Origin of the sequence: Brevibacterium aurantiacum (assembly GCF_003932995.1) — a bacterium.
Taxonomy (GTDB): domain Bacteria; phylum Actinomycetota; class Actinomycetes; order Actinomycetales; family Brevibacteriaceae; genus Brevibacterium; species Brevibacterium aurantiacum.
In genome coordinates, this window is sequence record NZ_CP025333.1 from 297,079 (window position 1) to 319,248 (window position 22,170).

The following is a 22,170-nucleotide window of genomic DNA, read 5'->3' on the forward strand; positions in this document are numbered from 1 at the left end:
GTCACTCCCGTTCCTTGTCACGCTGCAGGAGCTCGTCAACGACCTCGGGGCCGATGACATCCCGGTACTTCTCGTACTCGGAGGGCACCACCATGTCCTTGAACGACTGGCGCTCCTTCTTCGTGGGCACGACGATTGTCGTGCCACCGGATTCCTCGATGAGTCGCTTCGACTCCGCGTTGACCTTCTGCGACTCCTGCCGGTTGAATGCCGAGGCCTCGTCGGCGGATTCGTCGACGACTGCCTGCAGGTCATCCGGCAGTTCGTCGTACCAGCGCTTGTTCACAGTGAGGATGTAGCCGATATAGCCGTGGTTGAGTTCGGTCACGTACTTCTGGACCGTATGCATCTTCTGCGACTCAATGTTCGAGTACGTGTTCTCACCGCCGTCGATGAGACCCTGCTGAAGACCGTTGTAGACCTCAGCGAATGCCAGGGGAGATGGGATTCCGCCCCAGGTCTCGAACTGGGTGCGCAGTACGTCGGAGGGTTGGATCCGGTACTTCTTGCCCTTCATGTCCTTGGGCGAGAGCGTTGGGTTGTTCGAGTGGATCTGCTTCATTCCGGAGTCCCACAGGCCGAGAACCTTGAGCCCGTTGGCCTCGAGGTCGGGGTTGGCGTAGATCGCCTTGCCGATTTCTGTCTCAGGGCTGACGATGTCCGGGATCTCGTCGGGTTCGTCGAAGATGAATGGCAGGTCAAGGACCTGCAGGCTCGGTGCGATCGTCGTGAACTTCGCGCTCGCCGGGGCAAGCATCTGCACGGCATTGGACTGCAGCGCCTGCATCTCATCCTTGTCGCCGTAGAGCTCCGAGTTCGGGAACACCTCGACCTGGATGCGACCGTCGGATTTCTCCTCGATCTGCTTCGCGAAGTAGTCGGCGGCTAGTCCCTTCGGCGTACCCGTCGACGTCACATGGGCAAAGCGCAGTTCGAACTTCTCCTGCTTGCCGCTTCGCGCGGGATTACATCCGCTCAGAGCGAGCAGGCAGATCGACAGGCAGGCAACCAGTGGTTTCCACCTCGGTCGTCGTATCGACGTCATCGTCAGCTCCAGTAATTGAGACCAGTGTCGTGTCAGTCTCCGAAGTGACAACGCATTCTGCTGCACTGTGCACGACAACGTGCACGTGACCAGGCAGTCACTCTCGGAACCAAACGATCTTGAGCTTAGACGAGAATCTGACGATTTCCAATATTATCTGTCAAAGAATGCATTATTTCTTGAGATGTGGGAATCGTGCGGTCTATGGATGCAGAGATCGGGGGAGTGGGGCTGCTCAGTCCGCGTCGAAGTCGAAGGGGTCGGCGATCGGCTCACCCGTCGTCGATTCGGCCAGGCGCAGGAATCCATTGGTGATGTGATCGCCGAGGTGGGTCGCCGCAGCGTCGGGATCGATCCGTTTCACGGCATCGACGATGGACTGATGTTCGCTGTGGACCTGATTGAGTCGGTCCGAGCTGTCGAGCGTGAGATCCCAGGGGAAGGCTCGCCACCTGGTCGCGATGTCATCACGCAGGGCCGGCAGTCCGCACCGGTCGTAGAAGAAGAAGTGGAACTCCTCATTGCGGGTGTTGCGGCCCATGGCATCGCCTTCTTCACTGGCGGCATCCAGGGCCTCGAGGAGCTTCTCGGCCTGGCGCAGCTCGTGGCGGGAGATCCTTGTCGTGGCGCGAGCGATGGCGAAGGTCTCTGTGAGCTTGCGGGTGACGAAGAGTGATTTGAGGCGGTCGATGTCGACCCCGGCCACGCGAACGCCGCGGTGGGCTTCGGAGGAGACGAGGCCTTCGGATTCGAGGATGCGCAATGCCTCGCGCACAGGGGTGATCGAGGCGCTGAACCAGTCGGCGACCTGGTCCTGGCGCAGGCGCTCGCCGCGATCGAGTTCGCGACCGAGGATCTTCCGGCGCAGGCCGAGGACGATTTTGTCCCGCTTCGTCGATGCTGATTCCTGATCCACTTCACGACCTTCCGTTGCCGCCTGATATGTGCTGCTGATTGCTCCTGTACTTCGAAGCTTATCCTCACAAGCGGTTTCTGCATCAATAATGCATGATCTAACGAATGATGTATTCTATGGAGGAAAGCTGATAAATTCTCGTTGTGGAGGCCCCGTGCACGCCGAACTTCCCTTGTCCGGGATCACCGTCATCAGCTGCGAGCAGGCTGTGGCGGCGCCCTTTGCCTCCAGGCAGCTCGCCGATCTGGGCGCTCGTGTGATCAAGATCGAACGCCCTGGAACCGGGGACTTCGCTCGCGGCTACGACACCACGGTCAACGGAATGGCGAGCCACTTCGTGTGGCTCAACCGCAACAAGGAGAGCCTGAGCCTCGACCTCAAACACCCGCAGGGCAAGGCGATCCTCAAGGATCTCGTCGCCGAGGCCGACGTGTTCATCCAGAACTTCGCCCCCGGCGCCGCCGAGCGACTGGGCTTCGGCGCCGAAGAGCTGCGCGGCATGAACGATCGACTCATCTACGCCTCGATCTCCGGATACGGACCAGACGGACCGTACAAGGATGCCAAGGCATACGATGCACTTGTGCAGGCCGAAGCAGGTTTGGTCTCTGTGACAGGGACCGAGGATCATCCCGCGAAGACGGGAATCTCAACGGCGGACATCTCCGCCGGCATGTACACATACTCCGGCATCCTCACCGCGCTGTTCAATCGTGAACGCACCGGCGAGGGCGCCACCTTGCAGATCAGCCTCTTCGACTCCCTCGTCGAATGGATGGGCTACCCCCTCTACTTCACCCACGGCAGCGGCACTCGCCCCACTCGGGCCGGAACTTCGCACGCTGCCATCGCCCCCTATGGCGCCTTCACCTGCGGCGACGGCACCCAGATCATGCTGGCGATCCAGAACGAACGCGAATGGAAGAGCTTCGCCACCCAGGTCCTAAGCCGCGATGACATGGTCACCGACGAACGCTTCGACCGGGCCGCCCACCGATACGCCCACAGGGACGAACTCCAGACCATCATCGAAGAAGTCTTCGCCGACTTCACCGGTGCGCAGTGCGATGAGCTCCTCGAAACTGCCAAGGTCGCACACTCGCGACAGCGCGACATGACCGAGATCGCCGATCACCCGCAGCTGGTCGAACGTGACCGTTGGCAGGATGTCGGCTCCCCGGTGGGACCGATCTCCATGCTCGTGCCCCCGGTCGAAATGTCCGGTGTCGTTCCTCGGATGGACCCGATTCCCGACGTGGGCGACCATACGGAGTCCATCCTCGGTGATCTCGGATTCAGCCCGGAGAAGGTTGCCGAACTCCATCGTGAAGGAGCCATCTGAACGCCATGGCCGATCAATCCGCACCCGCAGCTTCCACCGTCGCCTACACTCCGCTGCTGCCCACTCACGGTGACGGCCCGGCCATGCGGCGCCTCGACATCGACGGAGTCGAAACGGTGCACGCCGAGGTGGCTGGCCAGCCGAGGTCCTTCCTGCAGGTGGCACCGTCGACGCTGACCGACCTCGCCGAGGTCGCGTTCAAAGAGGTCTCCCACTACCTGCGCACCGACCACCTGGCCAGCCTGCGCGCGATCATCGACGATCCGGAAGCCAGCGCCAACGACGTCTTCGTGGCCCTCGACCTGCTGAAGAACGCCTCGGTGTCTGCCGGGGAGGTCCTGCCGATGTGCCAGGACACCGGCACAGCGATCGTCTCCGCCAAACGCGGACCCAACGTCCTCACCGACGGCGACGATGCCAAACATCTCTCGGCCGGAATCCACAAGGCGTACGAGGAACTCAACCTTCGCTACTCACAGTTGGCTCCGATCAGTCTCTTCGAGGAGAAGAACACGGGCACAAACTTGCCCGCCCAGATCGAGGTGAGCTTAAGCCCCAAAGATGACTACGAGCTGCTGTTCATGGCCAAGGGTGGGGGAAGCGCGAACAAGTCCTTCCTCTACCAGGAGACGAAGGCCGTGCTCAACGAGTCATCGATGCTCGACTTCCTCGCGGAGAAGATCTCGACGCTGGGCACCGCGGCCTGCCCGCCCTATCATCTGGCTGTGGTCATCGGCGGGCCATCGGCGGAGTTCACGCTTAAGACCGCGAAGCTCGCCAGTGCCCATTACCTCGACGACCTGCCCGCCACCAGCGACGAAACTGGCCACGGGTTCCGCGACACGGACTTCGAGGACGCCGTGTTCAAGCTGACGCAGACGCTCGGGTTCGGCGCCCAGTTCGGCGGTAAGTACTTCTGCCACGACGTGCGCGTCGTCAGGCTCCCACGCCACAACGGCTCCCTGCCGATCGCCATCGCCGTCAGCTGCTCGGCCGACCGGCAGATCATTGCCCGCATCAACGCAGACGGTGTCTTCATCGAAGAACTCGAACACGATCCGGCTCGGTTCCTGCCGTCGATGGGTCGCGTCGATGAGATCGAATCCGGCAACGTCACCGCCGTCGACCTCGACCGGCCGATGCCCGAACTCCAGTCACAGCTGAGCCAACTGGCCGTAGGGGACAGGCTCTCACTGTCCGGCACGATGATCGTCGCCCGAGACATCGTCCACGCCAACCTGCGCGAACGCCTCAATGCCGGCGGCGAACTTCCCGACTACTTCAAAGACCACCCGATCTACTACGCGGGACCGGCGAAGACACCCGAGGGAATGCCCTCGGGATCGTTCGGGCCGACCACTGCCTCACGGATGGACACCTACGTCCGGCAGTTCCAGGAAGCCGGCGGATCGATGATCATGCTCGCCAAGGGCAACCGGTCCAAACAGGTCAAGGACTCCTGCGCGGAGTTCGGCGGCTTCTACTTAGGCTCCATCGGCGGACCCGCGGCACGTCTGGCCCAGGACTGCATCACCTCCGTCGAGGTCCTCGACATGGAAGACCTCGGGATGGAAGCAGTCTGGCGGATCACAGTTGAGGACTTCCCAGCCTTCATCATCACCGACGACAAGGGCAACGACTTCTTCGACAACACTGGACCGGATACCACGATCGGGCTCGGGCGGACGAGAACAGCCAAGGACGGCGCCCGGCTGGACTGAACCGGCCACGGACCACCACGAACACGGCCACGTCGGGCCACCTCGGCGAGGCAGATAATCACAACTTCAGCAGCAGAGGAAAAGGAATTCGAGATGGCAGTCAGCAGCGAAGAGCAGATGATGATCGACACGGTCGCCGAGTTCATCGACCACGACGTCAAACCACACGTCAACCGGGTTGAGCATGCCGACGAATATCCGGAGAAGTGGATCCAGACGATGAAGGACATGGGCATCTACGGTCTCGCGATCGACGAGCCCTGGGGCGACGGCAAGGTCTCGACCGAGGCGTATGCGCTCATCACGCAGGAGCTGGCCCGCGGGTGGATGTCCTTAGCCGGTGCCATGGGCGGGCACACCGTCGTGGCCAAGCTCATCGCCGAATACGGCACAAGCGAGCAGAAGGACAAGTACCTGCCGCGCATGGCCACCGGTGAGCTGCGCGCGACCATGGCCCTGACCGAGCCCGGTGGTGGCTCTGACCTGCAGGCCATGCGCACCTCAGCGGCCAAGGACGGTGAGGACTACGTCATCAATGGGTCGAAGACCTGGATCACCAACGCCCGCAAGTCCGATCTCATCGCACTGCTGTGCAAGACCGACCCGAGTGCCGAGCCCAGGCATAAGGGCATTTCGATCATCCTTGTCGAGAAAGGCGAGGGTTTCACGGTGTCGAAGAACCTCTCGAAGCTCGGGTACAAGGGTGTCGAGACCTGCGAACTCGTGTTCGAGAACCTGCGCCAGCCGCAGTCCCAGTTGCTCGGCTCGGTTGAGGGAGTCGGATTCAAGCAGATGATGAAGGGCCTGGAGATCGGCCGCATCCAGGTGGCTTCTCGCTCGCTGGGCGTGGCCCAGGCTGCACTCAATGACGCCGTGAAGTACTCGCAGGAGCGTGAGTCCATGGGTAAGCCGATTTGGCGTCACCAGGCCGTGGGCAATCAGCTGGCGAAGATGGCGACGAAGCTCGAGGCCGCCCGGCAGCTCGTCCTTCACGCGGCTCGCACCTACGATTCCGGTGAGCGCGTGGACATGGAGGCCGGCATGGCCAAGTACTACGCCTCAGAGATGGCCGCCGAGGTGGCCCTTGACGCGATCCGTGTCCATGGCGGTTACGGATACTCCACCGAATACGACGTCGAACGCTACTACCGTGATGCACCGTTGATGATCGTCGGCGAGGGCACGAACGAGATTCAGTTGAACGTCATCGCCAAGCAGCTCATCGGCCGCAATAAGGCCTGAGAGGGAGACTCACCATGACGCACAAACCCAGGCCCAGGCCGAACACCCCGCACTTCATGACCGAGGAACGCCTCGAGATCCAGGCGCTCGCCCGCGAGTTCGCCCACGACGTCGTCCTCCCGCTGGCCAATGAGCTCGACCCGATCGAGGGGCAGTTCCCCGATTGGTTCATCAAGCAGATGGCCGATATGGGGTTCTTCGGCATCCTCATCCCCGAAGAATACGGTGGCCTGGGGTTGGGTGTATTCGAGTACTGCCTCGTCGCCGAAGAACTCTCCAGAGCCTGGATGTCCGTCGGTGGGCTGTTGGCCCGCGGCAACGGGATGGGCGGTGGCTTCTCACCCGAACAGGAAGCACGCCTGCTGCCGAAGGTCGCCACCGGTGAGTATTTGGGTGCCTTCGCGCTGTCCGAGGCTGAAGCCGGATCGGATGTCGCCAATATTCGGTGCAAGGCCACTCGTGCCGAGGACGGTGGCTGGGTCATCAATGGCACGAAGATGTGGTGCACGTTCGCCGACCAGGCCGATTACATCATTCTCTTCGCGCGCACCTCGACCGATGAGGCCAAGCGCCACCGTGGAATCTCGGCGTTCCTTGTGGAAAAGGAACGCGGTTCCTTCCCTGAGGGTATGTCGGGGACTGCGGTGAAGAAGATCGGGTACTTCGGATGGAAGACCTGGGATCTGGCCTTCGATGACTTCCACCTGCCGGCAGAGGCTCTGCTGGGGGAAGAAGATCGTGGCTTCTACCAGGCCGTCTCAGGTCTTGAAGTCGGTCGTGCGCATACGGCGGCCCGCTCGATTGGTTTGGCGCAGGCGGCACTTGAGGACTCGATTGCGTATTTGAAGCAGCGGGTCCAGTTCGGCCACCCCTTGGCTGATTTCCAGCATCTGCGATTCAAGGTCGCTGACATGGCCGCCCAGATCGAGGCGTCCCGGGCACTCATGTATCACGTGTGCACGCAGATCGATTCTGGTGCACGCTGTGACAAGGAAGCTGCGATGGTCAAGTACCTCGCTGCGGAGATGGCGGAGAAGGTCACCTCGGAGGCCGTGCAGATCCATGGTGGTGCCGGGTACACGAAGGACTTTGCGGTCGAACGTCACTGGCGTGATGCCCGGTTGACGAAGATCTTCGAGGGCTCGTCTGAGATCCAGATGCGCATCATCTCCGATGAACTGTTAGGACGTTGACATGACTGAGATCAATCTGCAGGACTGGGTCGGCCGATCCAGCACCGAAGAAGACATTGCCGACGGCGTCAATGCCGCCCGGCTGGCCACGCTGCTCGAGCAGGAGCCGCAAGACGGCACCGGACCGCAGCACCTGTTCCCCGTTGGGCACTGGCTGCAGTTCGCCGAGGACGATGTGCCGATGAGCGAGCTCGGAACAGACGGACACGCGAAGCTCGGCGCTGCGCTGCCACCGGTCGGCCTGCCCCGGCGCATGTGGGCCGGTAGCAATCTCGAATTCCACGCACCCATCCTCGCCGGACAGAAGCTGTCACGAACGACAACCATCGAATCGATCACGGAGAAGACCGGCGGCAGTGGTCGCCTATGCTTCGTCATCCTCCGCCACGAAGTCTCCGCCGATGGAAACCTCGCGACAACGGATCGACACACGATCGTCTACCGGGAAGCCACCTCGGCGCCGGAGGGATCCTCCGCAGCACCAGCGCGTGCGGATTCCCCGGCACCCGAAGGGTGGGACTGGGTGCGCTCGGTGCGACCCAACGAGGTCACGCTCTTCCGCTACTCAGCTCTGACATTCAACTCCCACCGCATCCACTACGACCACCCGTATGTGACGGGCGTCGAAGGCTACCCGGGACTCGTCACCCACGGACCGCTGACCGCGACACTCCTGCTCGACGCATTCACGAGGAATCACCCCGAGGCGACCGTCGCTACGTACGATTTCCGCGCGAAGTCACCCCTGTTCGCGAACGAACAGATCCACCTCGTCGGTCGCAGCACCGGAGCAATCACTCATGAACTCGAAGCCATCGGACCCGATGGTCAGACCGCGATCGCGGCAACAGTGACGACCACGGAAAGCTGAGGAGCACCCATGCCTGAGACACGACCGGCACCACTGACCGGATTGAAAGTCGTCGAGATCTCTGCCTTCGTCGCAGCACCCCTGGGTGCTATGACCCTGGCACAACTGGGTGCCGACGTTATCCGCATCGACCCGATCGGCGGCAACATCGACGCCAACCGCTGGCCGATCAGCGATGACGGGACGTCGATCTATTGGGCGAGCCTGAACAAGGGCAAACGCTCGGTCACCCTGGATCTCAAGTCCGAAGAGGGACAGAAGATCGCGACCGACCTTATCGCCGAGGCGGGCACCCTGGTCACGAATCTGCCCGCTCGTGGATGGCTGAGCTACGACAATCTCGTCCAGCACCGTGAAGATCTGGTCATGTTGCGTCTCAATGGGTCCCATGATGGGAAGCCGGCCGTGGACTACACGATCAATGCGGCCAGCGGGTTCCCGATCATCACCGGCGATGACAAGAGTCCCGTCAACAATGCCGTCCCGGCGTGGGACGTCATCGCCGGCCTGTACATTGCCAATGGCATTACTGCCGCTGAGCTCGATCGCCGGACCTCGGGCAAGGGGCAGGAGATCAACCTCGCCCTGTCCGATGCGATGCTCGCAACCGTCGGCAACCTCGGCTACATCGCCGAGGTGCAGTCGACCGGTAAGACTCGTGGACCGCTGGGCAATGGCCTTTATGGCGCCTACGGGCAGTCGTTCAAGACCTCGGATGAACGCGAGATCATGGTTGCCGTCATCTCGAACAAGCACTGGCGCGGACTGGGTACCGCGACGGGGCTGAGCGAGAAGCTGGAAATGATCGGGCCGCTGTTGGATGTTGATCTGTCCACAGAAGGTGGGCGCTTCGAGGCTCGCGAGGCTATCGACGCTGTGGTGCGCCCATGGTTCGCCGCGCACACTGCCGCCGAGGCTGCAGAGGTGTTGAGCGGGGCAGGTGTCCTCCAAGGGGAGTTCCAAACATTTGAGGAGCTGGTGAACAACGATCCTTGGTGCTCGTTGGAGAACCCTCTGTTCACCGAGATCAATCAGCCTGGGGTCGGTACTGTAATTGCGCCGCGGGTGCCGTTGACGTTCTCGGGGTCGCCAGTTGCGGATGCATTGCCGGCTCCAGCTCTGGGTGCGGATACCAATGCGGTGGTTGGGAAAGTGGCAGAGCATTCTTCGTGAAGAGATACCTAGTGGTTCTCTGGTTTCTTCGAAGCGTGAAACAGAACCTCAATAGTCGTCATTGATTTAGACTAGTTGGTGTCATTCACGGTGTTGAAATGGTTCGAGGTACCTTTGATCAAGACCAAAGTGCCCAAAGCTATGGGAGATGGAGGTAGGTGGATGGCACAAATTCGCAGACTGTATTGGGGAGCTCCAGTCGGAAATCCTCATCCAACGGCAGTCGACGCCGAGTTGCGTGCTGTTAGAGCCCCCGACGGTGACGTTCTTCTACAAATGAGCACATACGGATCTGCAGATCGTGTATCGCCACCCAAGGTGAGTCAGACTATTCAGCTAGACAGACGAAGTGCGATCGAACTTCGACACGCAATTGACGAACTATTCCCCTCTTCCGAGAAGTCTTGCGATGGTCCTTGACAGCGAATCCCTCTGAGCGCCGAAGGATCACCTTATTCGACAGCTCTCGCCAGCAGATGCTCAACGAGCCGCCTTGGTTGCTGGAGACCGCAAGGAGGCACTTTGAACAGCGTGGTGTTGCCGGACGCGTTTACTGCACAAGTCGATGCGATTAAAAGAGTGGTTGCGCACCAATGTTGCTGCCCTGTTTAAAACTCTGGTCTTGGTGCTGAGTTAGTGGTGTAGTAGCTTCTGGCCGAAACAAATAGGTATTTCGAACCAACTAAAAACCTGTCCGGGGCCCCATGCTTCAGCACTTCGCAAGAGTCGCCTGTTCACTCTTCCACAGAGGGCCTGAACGCGGTCATATCGCGCGATTGCCGCGTTCGTGTCAGGACGCATCAGGCAAGCCGGACGGGACGATAGCTGCAACTTTCGAGGTGATGTCAGCGGCTCCTGGCAGACTGTGTTCAATGCACACGGGCAACCGCCGGGCATAGGGTGTTTTCGGGAGTCGGACCGACTTGATGGCGAGCGTGGACAGTGAAGAAAATGCCCTAAGATGTGTATAAGGCTAGTTTAGGCACAAGGAGCAAGCGTGGTAGACCTGGATTTTCGTATGGGCGAGCTGTTCAGCGGACCTGGCGGGATGGCGCTCGGTGCGAGACGGGCAGCGGATGCTGTTCAAGGGATTAGAGTTCGCCACGTTTGGGCAAATGATTTTGATCAAGATACATGTGAAACCTATAAGTCAAATATATTGAAGCCTGATTACGGCGATTTGGCTAAAGTGGTGACCGATTCAGCTGATCTTCCGGCAGAAGGCGGTGGAATAGTACATCAGAATGTTCATGATCTTGATATTTCCAAATTGTCGAATATTGATGGTTTTGCCTTTGGCTTTCCGTGCAATGACTACAGTCTTGTCGGCGAGTGGAAAGGCCTCTCCGGCGAATACGGTCCGCTGTACACCTACGGCGTAGAAGTGTTGGCAACCAAGAAGCCGAAATGGTTTGTGGCTGAAAATGTGTCCGGACTTCGTAGCGCCAATGAAGGACTGGCCTTCAAGCAAATTCTCGCGCATCTTAGAGAGCCCAGCCCGGGGCTTGAGTATCGACTAGTTCCGCATCTATATTCGTTCGACAACTACGGTGTCCCTCAAAAGCGTCAGAGAATCGTCATAATTGGAATTCGATCGGATTTAAACACGGTATACAAGGTGCCATCGCCGGCAATCTTTGAAAGTCATGATGTTTCAGCGGAGTCTGCGCTGACCACGCCGCCACTTGATTGGAAAATCACAAACAACGAACTCGTCAAGCAATCGGAAAATGTGATTGATCGGCTGAGTTATATTCGTCCAGGCGAAAATGCTTTCTCACCAAGGGCCTTATCAGTAATGCCTAAAAGGCTTCAAATAAACACGCGAACTACAATTAGCTCCACATACCGCAGACTCGAGGCGGGGAAGCCTGCTTACACGGTTACTGGTGCGGGCGGAGGCGGATCGCACATGTATCACTGGGAGAGCAATCGGGCGCTCACAAATCGAGAACGGGCGAGACTTCAAACGTTTCCAGATAGCTTTGTGTTTAAGGGGTTGAAGGGAAGCGTGCGAAAGCAGGTGGGCATGGCAGTTCCTGTGAAAGGTGCGGAGGCGATATTCACCGCCCTCTTCAAGTCCTTCGCCGATATCGACTACCCGTGGATTGAGCCGAATATCGACCCAATCGATTTTGGACGATAGACACTTGGGCAAAAAATCGAGAGAACGTGGCGACGATTTGGTTGTGGCATATAGATATGGTGCGTGAAGGTGGATGAGGAGACAGTTGCTCCGGACGTAAGCCTGCTGGAGTCAATGCGATCGGTTGGCTATTCGCTGGACGCTGCGGTAGCGGACTTGATCGATAATAGCATTTCTGCTGGGGCAACAGATATTAAGATCGACCTTGAACCCACAGGGGCCGAGCATGTTGCTGTCCTGGACGACGGGTCGGGGATGTCTCCGGACGTGGCTATAGAAGCATTGAGGTTGGCCGGCTCCTCAGGAACACGAAGCAACACAGATTTAGGCAGATTTGGGTTGGGGCTTAAGACTGCCTCATTGTCACAGGCTCGTAAGCTCACAGTCGTAACTAAAAATCGGCACGACGTCACAGCATTACGCTGGGATATCGACCACATTAAGAGGACTGGGCGTTGGTCTCTTCTGCGACTTGATAGAGGAGAGATAGGGGAGCTTTTCTGGACAGAGAAGCTACTCAATCAGGAAACCGGAACGCTTGTACTGTGGCAAAACCTCGATTTGTTACTTGGCGACGTGGAGGATCGAGGGCAATTCATCCGGTCTAAAACTGCCAGCCTGATCGAAAGACTCTCCCTCGTGTTCCACCGATACCTCCAACGGTCGGAGCGCGCCGGGCGCGTTTCTGTAGAGGTAAATGGCAATAGCGTGTCGCCGATCGACCCCTTCCTCGCATCCAATCCGAAGACTCAATCAACACCGAATCAGACTGTGCGAGTTGGTGGCGCCGAGGTACGAGTCAAGGCTTACACTTTGCCTCATCGTTCTGGAATGTCTCCAAAAGATCTGCAACGCCGTGATTTGACCGACCGGATGAGGGAATCGCAGGGTCTGTATATTTACCGCAACAGGCGACTCATTTCCTGGGGGAATTGGTATGGGCTCGCGCGCATGGACGAAATTTCAAAGCAAACTCGAATCCAAGTAGATTTGCCTAATTCAATTGATCATCTCTGGCAACTTGATATAAAAAAATCCCGAGCAGAGCCACCGGCTTCGTTCAAGCGGGAACTCCGTAGGCTGTTAGAAGGGGTGCTTGAAAAAGGAAGACGAGTTCACACTTATAGAGGTCGAAAAGTTGCTCGGTCTGAAACTGAACACCTATGGAGCAAAGTACGAGCCCGCGACGGCCTCCGTTACGAAATTAATCTCGAGCATCCGCTGATCAAGGCCATGCTGAGTGAAATGTCCCCTGCTTCAACCAAGCGATTTGAGTCTATGCTAGCGATGATTTCGGCTACCTACCCCGCTGACGATTTGTATTCCGAGATGGCGGGTAATGTCAGAATCTCAGAGCCGGAGGGCAGCTCCGATTCAATTAGGCAGTCGCTAGTTGCGTTAAAGAACTCGCAATCCCTCTCTCTCTCGGCTGAGGAGGCTACATCGATGTTGTCTCACACTGAGCCTTTCAACTCGACACCCAATCTTACGCAACTGATTGAAGCCGTCTGGCTAGAAGGAGTCTCCGATGCTGACTGAAAACCAATTGAGTCTTAAACGCACTTTGAAACAGCAAATTATCGACAACAACATAAGAGTGGATTATGTTTCGTTGATGGATTCAGCTGTAGCTTTCAGTGACATTTTCCTAAGGATGCTTACTCCGCACCAAATTGAGAACGTGGTGTCGGAGCTGACAAAAGAAGAAGAGGTCGTGCTGACTGGAGGAGGGACGGTCTACGACCCAAACACCTTTAGAAGATGGATCAGACAACGACGTGGTCAGATTTCACACGATAGGTGGTCAGCATACGAGCAGCTTTTGGCATCTCGGGACTGGGAAGTCAATGTAATCGAAGACCTGAAGGAGCAATCCGAAGAGGTAGTTGAGCTCCTCGGGGATCCTCAGGATCCGAGCGACTGGGCTCGCAGGGGGTTGCTACTGGGGGAAGTTCAGTCTGGAAAAACTGCGACTTACATCGGAATTCTGAATAAGGCAATTGACTTTGGATATCGGCTGATCATCGTGATCGGTGGGCATACGAATGATCTGCGGCGCCAAACTCAAGGCAGGCTCGACACAGACCTGATTGGCTATGACACTAGCCGCATTGGCAAAAATGTTCGTCCTAACGCACGTGATGCGATTGGAATCGCGAAGTTCAATGAATCCATTCGGGCTAATACCCTGACAACGGTTGATGGCGATTTTAATAAGGCTAAAGCCGATGCTGGATTGAATTGGATTCAGGACACGTTACCAACGGTTGTCGTGATAAAGAAGAATTCGCGCGTGATTCAGAATGTAACCAATTACATTAGACAGCAAACCAATGGCGGTCGGCTGGATCTGCCATTAGTTCTCATTGACGATGAATCCGACTGGGGCACCCCGAACACCGGCAGTGAAACTGATCCTACCCAAGTCAACCATGCGATTCGAGGCCTACTTGGCACTTCGCGTCGGAGCTCCTACCTAGGTATCACCGCGACTCCATTCGCAAATATCTTTATCGATCATCTTACCGAGCACGACGAAATCGGGCAGGACCTGTTCCCTGCCGACTACATTCGAGTGATGAACACACCGAGCAACTACCACGGAATCGATCACTATTTTGATGGCCCGTCTAGTTCGGTTCGAACCGACGTCGACGACTGCATGATGTTGCTTCCGGTGAAACATAAAAAAGCACATAGAATGACAGCGCTTCCTGACAGCCTTGGTGACGCTATTATTAGTTTTTACCTTGGCACAGCTATTAGATCCCGTCGTCGGGACAGTGCGCTACCGTCGTCATCGATGCTGGTCAATGTTTCTAGATTCAATGATGTTCAGGCGAATGTTAGGGATCTTATAGTTAGGTTCGCGGACGAGGTACATGACTGTATTGTGAGCGAGCTCGCAAGGGAATCCGGAACAAGACTGAGTCCTCTTGGCCAACGGATTGTTGATGTGTGGTCAGATAGTTTCGTCGAGGCGGCCGCCCCAATAGCGTTTTCTTCCGTTCTTTCGGAACTAGTATCGATTTCGCACAGATTCCGGGTTGAACTTGTGAATAGTGCCACTGCGATCTCGCGCGCGAAACATCGTCGCATGCTGACCCGGGAACAGAAAGCGGATGAAGATTCACGTCCCACCATTTTTGTTGGTGGTGATGTCCTGGCCCGAGGATTGACATTGGAAGGTTTGCTGGTCAGCTACTTTGTCCGGGAGCCGCGAACTATGGATACTCTGATGCAGATGGGGCGCTGGTTTGGCTATCGTCCGGGCTACGCAGATTTGGTAAGAATTTGGATGCCAAATTCAACTCGTGCCGATTTTGAGTGGTCGGCTGAGACTTCCGCTGAACTTCGCGAACTTCTGGTGGAGATGCGAGCTAAAGAACTGACGCCGAGGGATTTCGGACTCCGCGTGCGAGCACATCCGGGTACCTTTGGCATTGTGGCAGCCAACAAGCTCCAGAGCGCAGAACTCGTGGCTGGAGATGTGTTGCTAGAGGGCAACAAGTTCGAATCTTATTATCTTGATGTTTCGTCTGACGTTCGTCGTGCGAACAGAGAAGCGGCGGCTGAACTACTTGGCCAAGCGATTGATGTGGGGCAAACACGTGATACGTTCACGGGATACCACGCCTGGTCTGGTATAGGACTGGAAGAAATAGAGAAGTTCTTTGCCAAATTCCGAGCTGACAGCCACGATCCATTCTTTGGATACGCGCCAGGCAGAGAGTATCCGCAGATAGCGGACAAACTTGGTGGCGTAGTTGGCGCTGAGGCCTGGGACGTGGTGCTGATCCATGGTGATGGCGATAGTGTTGAGGCTACCCCTGGCCTTAGCATCGGGAGTAGCATTCGTAATTCGATGACGCTTCATGGCACAACCATCGAACTGGGGAACCGGCGTCTCGCGACTGGTTCTAACCTCGTCGGTGCTTTGACAAATGAGGACCGAGACAAGCTATATGCATCATTGCCAGTCGGTGCGAAAGTTGGCGAGGCGCGGGCTCTTCGTTATTTCGCACGCCCCACATTACTCATTTACTTCATTACAACTACGCCCGGCGACGGGGCGGTAGCGTCCTCCGGCCCTACGATCTCCAAGGACGACCCCCTGGTAAGTGTTGTCCTCACCTTTCCTGCGCTTGAGCCCGAGGCTGCCCAAGTGCGCGTAAAAGCACGCAAACTGCAGAAATTCTGGGTCAACCGAGTTTGGTGGGACAGCGTTCGAGGGTATGTTGACGACGGTGACGACATAGATGTTGAGGAATTGGCATGAACACTACGGTTCGTGATGCGTTCGAACTGGCGCTCGCAAGTGCCAACGAACGTGTGATCTCGCTACCTCATCCGAGTGGACGATTTCTAGTACAAAATTACTACGGTCGCCCGGCCCTCGTAGCTCGGGTTTCGCTTGTACCCGAACAAACCCCAGAAGGTGGTCGAGGCTACTTTGTATCTACCCAAAAGAAGGAGGGGGAAAGCTTCGTCCGGGTGGTGTCGGATGACCATGGAATTACGTTGATTTTCCTCAAGTTGGTTGACTATGTGCTTGAGAGGACAGCGGTCGCAAAAAGCCATGATGAGTTCGCACGGCTAATGACTGCTGCGATTGAAGAGTTTAGGTCATTCTCTCAGCGTCGATCTGGTCGTTTGAGTGAGGATGAGATTCGGGGTTTGGTGGCCGAACTCTCGATGGTACTCCGGTTGCATAGCGGTGACGACTCAAGGACCTGGGCGATTTTTCAAGCGTGGGGAGGTCCATTCGGTTCGTTACGCGATTTCGAATTTCCTGATGGTAGGAGTTTGGAAATCAAGTCTACGCACCGCGCAACAAAAGAGATTCGAGTGTCCTCTGATCAGCAATTGCGCCCCTCGGGCGACGGGCTCGAGTTGGCAGTGCTACCACTGGAGCGCGTGTCCAGCGACAGCGTCGACACTGTGTCGTTTGTCGAAATTGTACAGAAAGTATCAGCGCTTGCAGCGAAGGCCGGCAGTGAGGTCGCGCGTTTGTGGGACGATATGCAGAATGCACTCTCGCTAGATATTTCGGATGAGTATTATGAGCGCTGGACCTTCGAGGTGGGCGCTTGGGAGTTATTTGAAGTCCGGGATGAATTTCCGGTAATTGATGATAAGAGCCTTTCCCCCGGCCTGATTAAGATCGCTTACTCAATTCAACTCGATTCATTGACAGAGTTCGCCGTCAATTTCGAGGAGTTAAAGGTAGCGTTATGACTGAAGTATTAAGCGATGAGCTTCGGAATGAGATAGGAATTGCCGTAGCAGATTCGTCTAGTTTTGCGGTCGAAGCATTTGCTGGCGTCTACATGAAGAGGCTCGAGGATGCCGAGCTTCTCTTTGACGCGAACGTGGAAGCGTTGCAATGCCGTGGGCCCCGGGGTCGAAAGATCGAACTCCACGGCTATGCGGAAGACTCCTCTGACGGAACACTTGCGATATTGTGTGCGCAGTATTTTGGTCGTGATGCGGAGTTGAAGCTTACGGACGTTCGTAGGCCGATGGGGCGCGCGATCGCCTTTGTGGAGGAGTCTGTTTCGGGATGGCTCGCTAGCAACCTGGAGCCGTCTTCGCGCGAAGCTGAGCTTGCTGAATATTTTGGTCAGCAGATTCAACGTGATGAGTACTCGCGAGTTAGAGTCTTGCTGATCACTGATGGAACGGTGAGCGAACGTATTCGCTATTTGGAAACCGGGGAACTGGCCGGGATGCCCGTGTCTTATGAAATATGGGATCAGCGAAGGATTCTGGATCTCGAGAAGTCCGCTGCTACGAGTGAGGACATCGATATAGATTTCACTCGCTGGATGCCGTCCGGGCTCCCCTGCCTGTTAGCTGGTAAATCTGACTCGTCTCTGCCGAGCTATCTAGCAGTGCTACCTGCTTCCGTGCTTGCAGACATTTTCGCAGAACATGGAAGTTTGCTCCTGGAGTCAAATGTTCGAACGTTTCTAAGCGCGAGAGGGGCAGTGAATAGTGGTATACAACAGACTCTTAAGAACGCCCCTGATCGTTTTCTCGCGTACAATAACGGGTTGACAACAACCGCGTTGAGCGTGGACGTAGATGACCTTCGACGTGGAACGTATATTAAGTCCATCAAAGGCTTGCAGATCGTTAATGGCGGACAGACGACGTCTTCCATTGCTCACTATTTGCGTGGATCAAAAGACCGAAGCGTTGACGGCGTCTCTGTTCAGATGAAGCTTGTCGTGGTTGACCCCAGCGACTCTTCTGAAATCGTGAATTCTGTTGCAAAATATGCCAATAGTCAGAACAAGGTGAGCGGTGCGGACCTGTTTTCGACCCATGATTTCCATATTCGCTTGGAAAAGATTAGCCGAAGCGTCAAGGCTCCGGCAAAGATTGGCGAACAGTTCCGCACGGGCTGGTATTACGAGCGCGTGCGCGGTCAGTGGGAGAATGACCGCACCGCTCGAGGGTCCAGGGAAGAGCAACGGAAGTTCGAGTTGGAGTTTCCAAAGGCGCAACGAATCACAAAGACCGACTGGGCTAAGTACCTTTACTGTTGGCAGCAACTTCCGCACATTGTGAGTAAAGGCGCTCAGTCTGTATTTAACGATTTCGCGACCGCGGTTGATAAATATTGGGAGCAGAGTTCGGAGCAGTTCGATGATGCTTATTTCAGACGCGGAGTCGCTAAGGTAGTCATATATAAGGAGCTTCGGGCAAACGTCTTGAAGCAAGACTGGTATACGAACTCTCCTGGTTATCTGGCAAATATCGTGGCATATGCCATAGCTGGGTTCTCTTTGCAGTTGGAACGATTATATCCAGGCAAATTTTACGATTTCGATGCCATATGGAAAAACGGTAGGGCTGGAAAGGCTTCCTTACACGGGTTGCTGGAGTTTGCCGAGTTGGCTCAACAGCATCTGACTTCTGCTGACCGCCCTAATGCCAATGTTACGCAATGGGCCAAGCAAGAAGTATGTTGGTCCCGTTTCAAAGGTAAGCTTCATCGATTTCAGGCAGACATTACTGAGGATTTGGTCGTTGGGCGCGAGTCGGTGGACCCGTATGCTGACTATTCGTTGGAATCGTTGGGCTCCAGCCCAACGACGCGGGTGTCGCAGGTGCCCGATGATATTTGGTCGACAGTTGTTAACGATGGACGATTGACGAAGTCCGAACTAAAGCTGATCCGTTCTTTGGGCGTTCCTGATCGTCGACCGTCTATTGACGAAGCTAAGAGCCTATTGCGTGTGCTAGACCGCATGGTTGATCATGGTGCTGTCCTTCGGGGTTCCTACTAAGCTTATTTCTTGGGCGCTTGCTGATTGAGTGATACGTGGCTATGTCAACCAGAAGTGGCCCCAGTATGACGGTTTCATTTGGCCCCACCCGCGACTCGCCCTGGCGATGTAAAAACTTCGGGCTTGACCTCAGACTTGACCTCAACTTAGGTTGAGGTAGTTGGGTTGTCTTGGTAATGAGTTCGCTCGAAAGGAACCTGACAATGACCCCCTCGCCTAAAGCGGCTCATCGTAAACGAGAGTGTAAGACGGGTCTGAATCCAACTGATTTGAGCAGACACTTGGCGATGTAATGGGTGAGGTTGCGGAACCCCAGGTTAGATCCGTTCAGATGCTCAAGCCTGCCGTTGATCGATTCCGTCGGCGGGTTCGACGTTCCGGCGCAGTAGGCCAACGCATCGGCCGCTCGCCGCCACAACGTGCGTCCCAAGCGTTTTAACTCCACCAATCCAGCTGGAAGCTCCGATGATTGCTGCATCCAGAAGTCTCCTGCCTTCGTGGCGGTCGGTACTCCGGCGGGCGATCACGTTGTCTTGATACACGCTCCAGGTGACGTTGACTTCGGCAGGGGGCTTCGGATGAATATTCGCTTCGGTGGGATCCACCAATCGCGTGAGCGGGAGCCACTTTGTTGATCCCTGGATAGTGCGCGCGGGGACCACCAGTGGTGTGCTTGGGGGCCACCGCGCTTAGGCTCCTTCCACCGCGTGTATACGGCACGCGGTGGAAGGAGACCATTCATGGTACGCAAAATCAGAGCCAAGTTGGTGCTGCAGCTACGCGCAGACGGGCTGTCGGCACGAGCGATCGCGGCGTCACAGGGCATGTCGCGGAAGTCCGTGGCCGCGGTCATCGAGGCCGCCGATGCGGCCAGGCTACGTTGGGACGACGTCAAGGCCGGCACGGATGACGAGGTCTACGAGCTGGTCTTCCCAGGGCGCGGTCAGCATCACAGCGTGTTCGCTCAGCCGGATTGGGAGCAGGTCCACAAAGAGCTCGCTCGTGTCGGGGTCACGTTGAAGCTATTGCACAGCGAGTACGCCGATGACTGCGCGGCTGCGAGAGCGCCGGCAATGGGCTACGACCGTTTCTGCCGGACCTATCAGCGTCATGTCCTCGTCACCGGAGCCGCGTCCAGGGTCGGACACAAGGCGGGGCAGACGATCGAGGTTGACTGGTCCGGGCCTACGATGCAGCTGCATGATCCGGCCACTGGCAGGACGAGGATGGTGTACTTGTTCGTCGGCTGCCTGCCCTTTAGCCGGTACGCGTTCGTCGAGCCTGCCTTGGATATGAAGCAGGACACCTGGCTGCGGGCTCATGTGGCAATGTTCGAAGCCTTTGGCAGGTCGAGCCCACGGATCGTGCCAGATAACCTCAAGACCGGGGTACTCAAGCATCCCCGGGAGGGCGAGATCGTCCTCAACGATGCGTATCGGGAGATGGCGGCCCATTATCGTGCGGCGGTGTTGCCGGGCAGGATCAGGGCACCGAAAGACAAAGCCAGCGTGGAGAACACCGTGTCGCACGTCGCGACCTGGATCATCGCCGGACTACGACAGGCTCGGTTCCAGACCCTGCCGGAACTTCGGGCAGCGATCATCGAGAGAGTGGCCGGCTACAACGCTGAACCGTTCCAGAAGCGGCCAGGCTCCCGAGCCAGTGTGTTCGCCGCGCACGAGCAGTCGTTGCTGACACCTCTGCCGCAGGTGCCCTACGAGATCAGCCATTGGGTCTATGGACGGCGGGTTGCCCGCAACGGGCATGTGAGCTGGCAACGCAATCACTACTCGGTCCCGTTCGCGCATATCGGCACGAAAGTCGATCTGCGCATCACTGACCGGGTACTCGAGGCCTACCGGGGCACCGAGCGGCTGAGCAGCCACCTGCTGCTGGCTGAGGGCGCGGCCAATGAGTATCGGACCAACGATGCTGACCTGCCCACCGGTGAAAGATATCAGCCCTGGGATGGGCCAAGGGTGAGGGAGTGGGCCGAGCGAATCGGGCCTTCGGCCCTCGTGGTCGTCAACAGGATCTTCGAGTCCGTACCGATCGACGTGCAGGGACTCGATGCTGCGCTGGCGGTGCTGCGGCTGTCGCGACGTTTCTCGGCAGAGCGGGTGGAGGCCGCCTGCAGGATCGGCCTGGCTGGCCCGATCCGTTCCCCACGCTATGCCCACCTGCAGCCGATCCTTGCCACTGGACAGGACAGGGCCGAACTGTTGCGGCCACCACGAGAACAACGCGTCGAGCATGGCGGCTATGTCCGCGGTGCGTCCTACTACGCAGAAGGGGACGCGAAATGAGTCAGATCGATACCGAGACCAAGCGCAAGTTGCGTGAGATGGGCGCGGGCCCGTTGTTAGAAGCCTGGGAGGGCGAAGACGAGGGCCTGGTGTTGGGAATGAGCTTCGAGGACAGGCTGCGGCTGGTCGTCGATGAAGCTCACTCGGCGTTCAATCATGACAAGGTCGAGGGCCTGATCCGGCGGGCCGGACTGCGTTACCCCGGAGCAGATCTGCGCCGCGTGGATCGAGTGGAGGAACGTGGATTGGATCGCCATGTCCTTGCCCAGCTGGGCACGTGTTCGTTTATCGAGCGTCAGCAGAACGTGGTATTCCAGGGCTTCACCGGTTCTGGGAAGTCCTACCTGGGGTGCGCGTTGGCGAAGCAGGCCTGTCAGCATCGGATCCGAGCGCACTACATTCGCATGCCTGATCTTGAAGAGGCGTGGGCGATTGCGAAGGACAAGCCGCAGGGGACGACGAAGTTCCTCCGCAAGTACGCTGCCTTCACGTTGCTGGTCATCGATGAATGGCTGCTCGATCATCCGGATGAGTCGATGCGCGGAATGCTGCTGGAATTGCTCGAGCGTCGTTATGACAGCACGTCGACGGTGTTCTGTACTCAGTATGCCAAGAAGGACTGGCACCAACGACTCGGATCCGGGGTTCACGCTGATGCGATCATGGATCGCATCGTGCACAACACCATCTGGGTTGATACCGGCACTCACAATATGCGAGAACAAGCGATGCTGAACCAGTAAGAAGATAGTCGGTGGGGGCCTGTGGCCCCCACCGACACCACTCCTGGCCCCCACGGTCAATATCGATGGTCCCGGGAGGCAATATCGAGTGGCCTTCACACCTTCAAATACTCATCGGATCGGCGAAAGACCGAAAATTCGCTCAACTGACGCTTGGCGAGCAGGCTGCCGCAG

The 22,170-nt window shown here is 57.2% G+C and carries 15 protein-coding genes and 1 pseudogene; 13 read left to right on the plus strand and 3 right to left on the minus strand.

The window, feature by feature from the left end:
• Position 1: 1 nt before the first annotated feature.
• Positions 2 to 1,045 carry a TRAP transporter substrate-binding protein gene (locus CXR25_RS01415; RefSeq protein ID WP_009882189.1) on the minus strand — a complete coding sequence of 348 codons (1,044 nt, stop codon included), beginning with the start codon at positions 1,043 to 1,045 and terminating at the stop codon, positions 2 to 4.
• A 235-nt stretch (positions 1,046 to 1,280) separates the two neighbouring features.
• On the minus strand, positions 1,281 to 1,961 hold the full coding sequence (locus CXR25_RS01420; protein WP_009882190.1) for a GntR family transcriptional regulator: 681 nt from the start codon (positions 1,959 to 1,961) through the stop codon (positions 1,281 to 1,283).
• 154 nt (positions 1,962 to 2,115) lie between these two features.
• On the opposite strand from CXR25_RS01420, the gene CXR25_RS01425 reads away from it, so the two are divergent.
• The 11 genes from CXR25_RS01425 (at position 2,116) to CXR25_RS01480 (ending at position 18,947) form a co-directional block, all read left to right on the plus strand.
• On the plus strand, positions 2,116 to 3,303 hold the full coding sequence (locus CXR25_RS01425) for a CaiB/BaiF CoA transferase family protein (RefSeq protein ID WP_114319436.1): 1,188 nt from the start codon (positions 2,116 to 2,118) through the stop codon (positions 3,301 to 3,303).
• 5 nt (positions 3,304 to 3,308) lie between these two features.
• Positions 3,309 to 5,024 (plus strand): FumA C-terminus/TtdB family hydratase beta subunit, encoded by a 1,716-nt coding sequence (locus tag CXR25_RS01430; RefSeq protein WP_125240318.1) that lies wholly within the window; start codon positions 3,309 to 3,311, stop codon positions 5,022 to 5,024.
• Positions 5,025 to 5,117: 93 nt separating this feature from the next.
• Positions 5,118 to 6,266, plus strand: a complete 1,149-nt coding sequence (locus CXR25_RS01435) for an acyl-CoA dehydrogenase family protein (protein ID WP_096160021.1) — start codon at positions 5,118 to 5,120, stop codon at positions 6,264 to 6,266.
• Between the two features lie 14 nt (positions 6,267 to 6,280).
• Complete coding sequence (locus CXR25_RS01440; RefSeq protein ID WP_096160020.1) at positions 6,281 to 7,459, plus strand: acyl-CoA dehydrogenase family protein; 1,179 nt, start codon at positions 6,281 to 6,283, stop codon at positions 7,457 to 7,459.
• Between the two features lies 1 nt (position 7,460).
• A complete protein-coding gene (locus CXR25_RS01445) occupies positions 7,461 to 8,330 on the plus strand; it encodes an HTD2 family dehydratase (RefSeq protein ID WP_125177776.1) in 870 nt (289 codons plus the stop codon).
• 9 nt (positions 8,331 to 8,339) lie between these two features.
• Entirely contained in the window at positions 8,340 to 9,503 is a 1,164-nt protein-coding gene (locus CXR25_RS01450; protein WP_125177777.1) for a CoA transferase, read from the plus strand.
• 997 nt (positions 9,504 to 10,500) lie between these two features.
• Entirely contained in the window at positions 10,501 to 11,649 is a 1,149-nt protein-coding gene (locus CXR25_RS01460) for a DNA cytosine methyltransferase (protein ID WP_206427416.1), read from the plus strand.
• Between the two features lie 63 nt (positions 11,650 to 11,712).
• Entirely contained in the window at positions 11,713 to 13,188 is a 1,476-nt protein-coding gene (locus tag CXR25_RS01465) for an ATP-binding protein (protein WP_241211543.1), read from the plus strand.
• A complete protein-coding gene (locus CXR25_RS01470) occupies positions 13,178 to 15,928 on the plus strand; it encodes a Z1 domain-containing protein (protein WP_125177780.1) in 2,751 nt (916 codons plus the stop codon). Before CXR25_RS01465 ends, CXR25_RS01470 begins: the two co-directional genes overlap by 11 nt.
• On the plus strand, positions 15,925 to 16,887 hold the full coding sequence (locus CXR25_RS01475; protein WP_125240319.1) for a PD-(D/E)XK motif protein: 963 nt from the start codon (positions 15,925 to 15,927) through the stop codon (positions 16,885 to 16,887). Before CXR25_RS01470 ends, CXR25_RS01475 begins: the two co-directional genes overlap by 4 nt.
• Positions 16,884 to 18,947: an AIPR family protein gene (locus CXR25_RS01480; RefSeq protein ID WP_125177782.1), complete on the plus strand. Its 2,064-nt coding sequence runs from the start codon at positions 16,884 to 16,886 to the stop codon at positions 18,945 to 18,947. The genes CXR25_RS01475 and CXR25_RS01480 overlap by 4 nt, the downstream gene beginning before the upstream one ends.
• A gap of 226 nt (positions 18,948 to 19,173) precedes the next feature.
• Here CXR25_RS01480 and CXR25_RS01485 read toward each other — a convergent pair.
• Positions 19,174 to 19,510 (minus strand): annotated as a pseudogene (locus CXR25_RS01485) (transposase); the annotation flags it as partial.
• 177 nt (positions 19,511 to 19,687) lie between these two features.
• Between CXR25_RS01485 and istA the strand changes: the two are divergent.
• Both istA and CXR25_RS01495 read left to right on the plus strand, forming a co-directional pair.
• Positions 19,688 to 21,253, plus strand: a complete 1,566-nt coding sequence (gene istA, locus CXR25_RS01490; RefSeq protein ID WP_125177783.1) for an IS21 family transposase — start codon at positions 19,688 to 19,690, stop codon at positions 21,251 to 21,253.
• Positions 21,250 to 21,996 carry an ATP-binding protein gene (locus CXR25_RS01495; protein ID WP_009885417.1) on the plus strand — a complete coding sequence of 249 codons (747 nt, stop codon included), beginning with the start codon at positions 21,250 to 21,252 and terminating at the stop codon, positions 21,994 to 21,996. Before istA ends, CXR25_RS01495 begins: the two co-directional genes overlap by 4 nt.
• Positions 21,997 to 22,170: the final 174 nt, after the last annotated feature.

What these genes read in the sequence shown, in the direction of transcription:
- CXR25_RS01430 (WP_125240318.1), top strand. Translation starts at nt 3,309, where the DNA reads ATGGCCGATCAATCCGCACCCGCAGCTTCCACCGTCGCCTACACTCCG.
- CXR25_RS01480 (WP_125177782.1), top strand. Translation starts at nt 16,884, where the DNA reads ATGACTGAAGTATTAAGCGATGAGCTTCGGAATGAGATAGGAATTGCC.
- istA (WP_125177783.1), top strand. Translation starts at nt 19,688, where the DNA reads ATGGTACGCAAAATCAGAGCCAAGTTGGTGCTGCAGCTACGCGCAGAC.
- CXR25_RS01470 (WP_125177780.1), top strand. Translation starts at nt 13,178, where the DNA reads ATGCTGACTGAAAACCAATTGAGTCTTAAACGCACTTTGAAACAGCAA.
- CXR25_RS01475 (WP_125240319.1), top strand. Translation starts at nt 15,925, where the DNA reads ATGAACACTACGGTTCGTGATGCGTTCGAACTGGCGCTCGCAAGTGCC.
- CXR25_RS01440 (WP_096160020.1), top strand. Translation starts at nt 6,281, where the DNA reads ATGACGCACAAACCCAGGCCCAGGCCGAACACCCCGCACTTCATGACC.
- CXR25_RS01435 (WP_096160021.1), top strand. Translation starts at nt 5,118, where the DNA reads ATGGCAGTCAGCAGCGAAGAGCAGATGATGATCGACACGGTCGCCGAG.
- CXR25_RS01450 (WP_125177777.1), top strand. Translation starts at nt 8,340, where the DNA reads ATGCCTGAGACACGACCGGCACCACTGACCGGATTGAAAGTCGTCGAG.
- CXR25_RS01445 (WP_125177776.1), top strand. Translation starts at nt 7,461, where the DNA reads ATGACTGAGATCAATCTGCAGGACTGGGTCGGCCGATCCAGCACCGAA.
- CXR25_RS01495 (WP_009885417.1), top strand. Translation starts at nt 21,250, where the DNA reads ATGAGTCAGATCGATACCGAGACCAAGCGCAAGTTGCGTGAGATGGGC.
- CXR25_RS01415 (WP_009882189.1), bottom strand. Translation starts at nt 1,045, where the DNA reads ATGACGTCGATACGACGACCGAGGTGGAAACCACTGGTTGCCTGCCTG.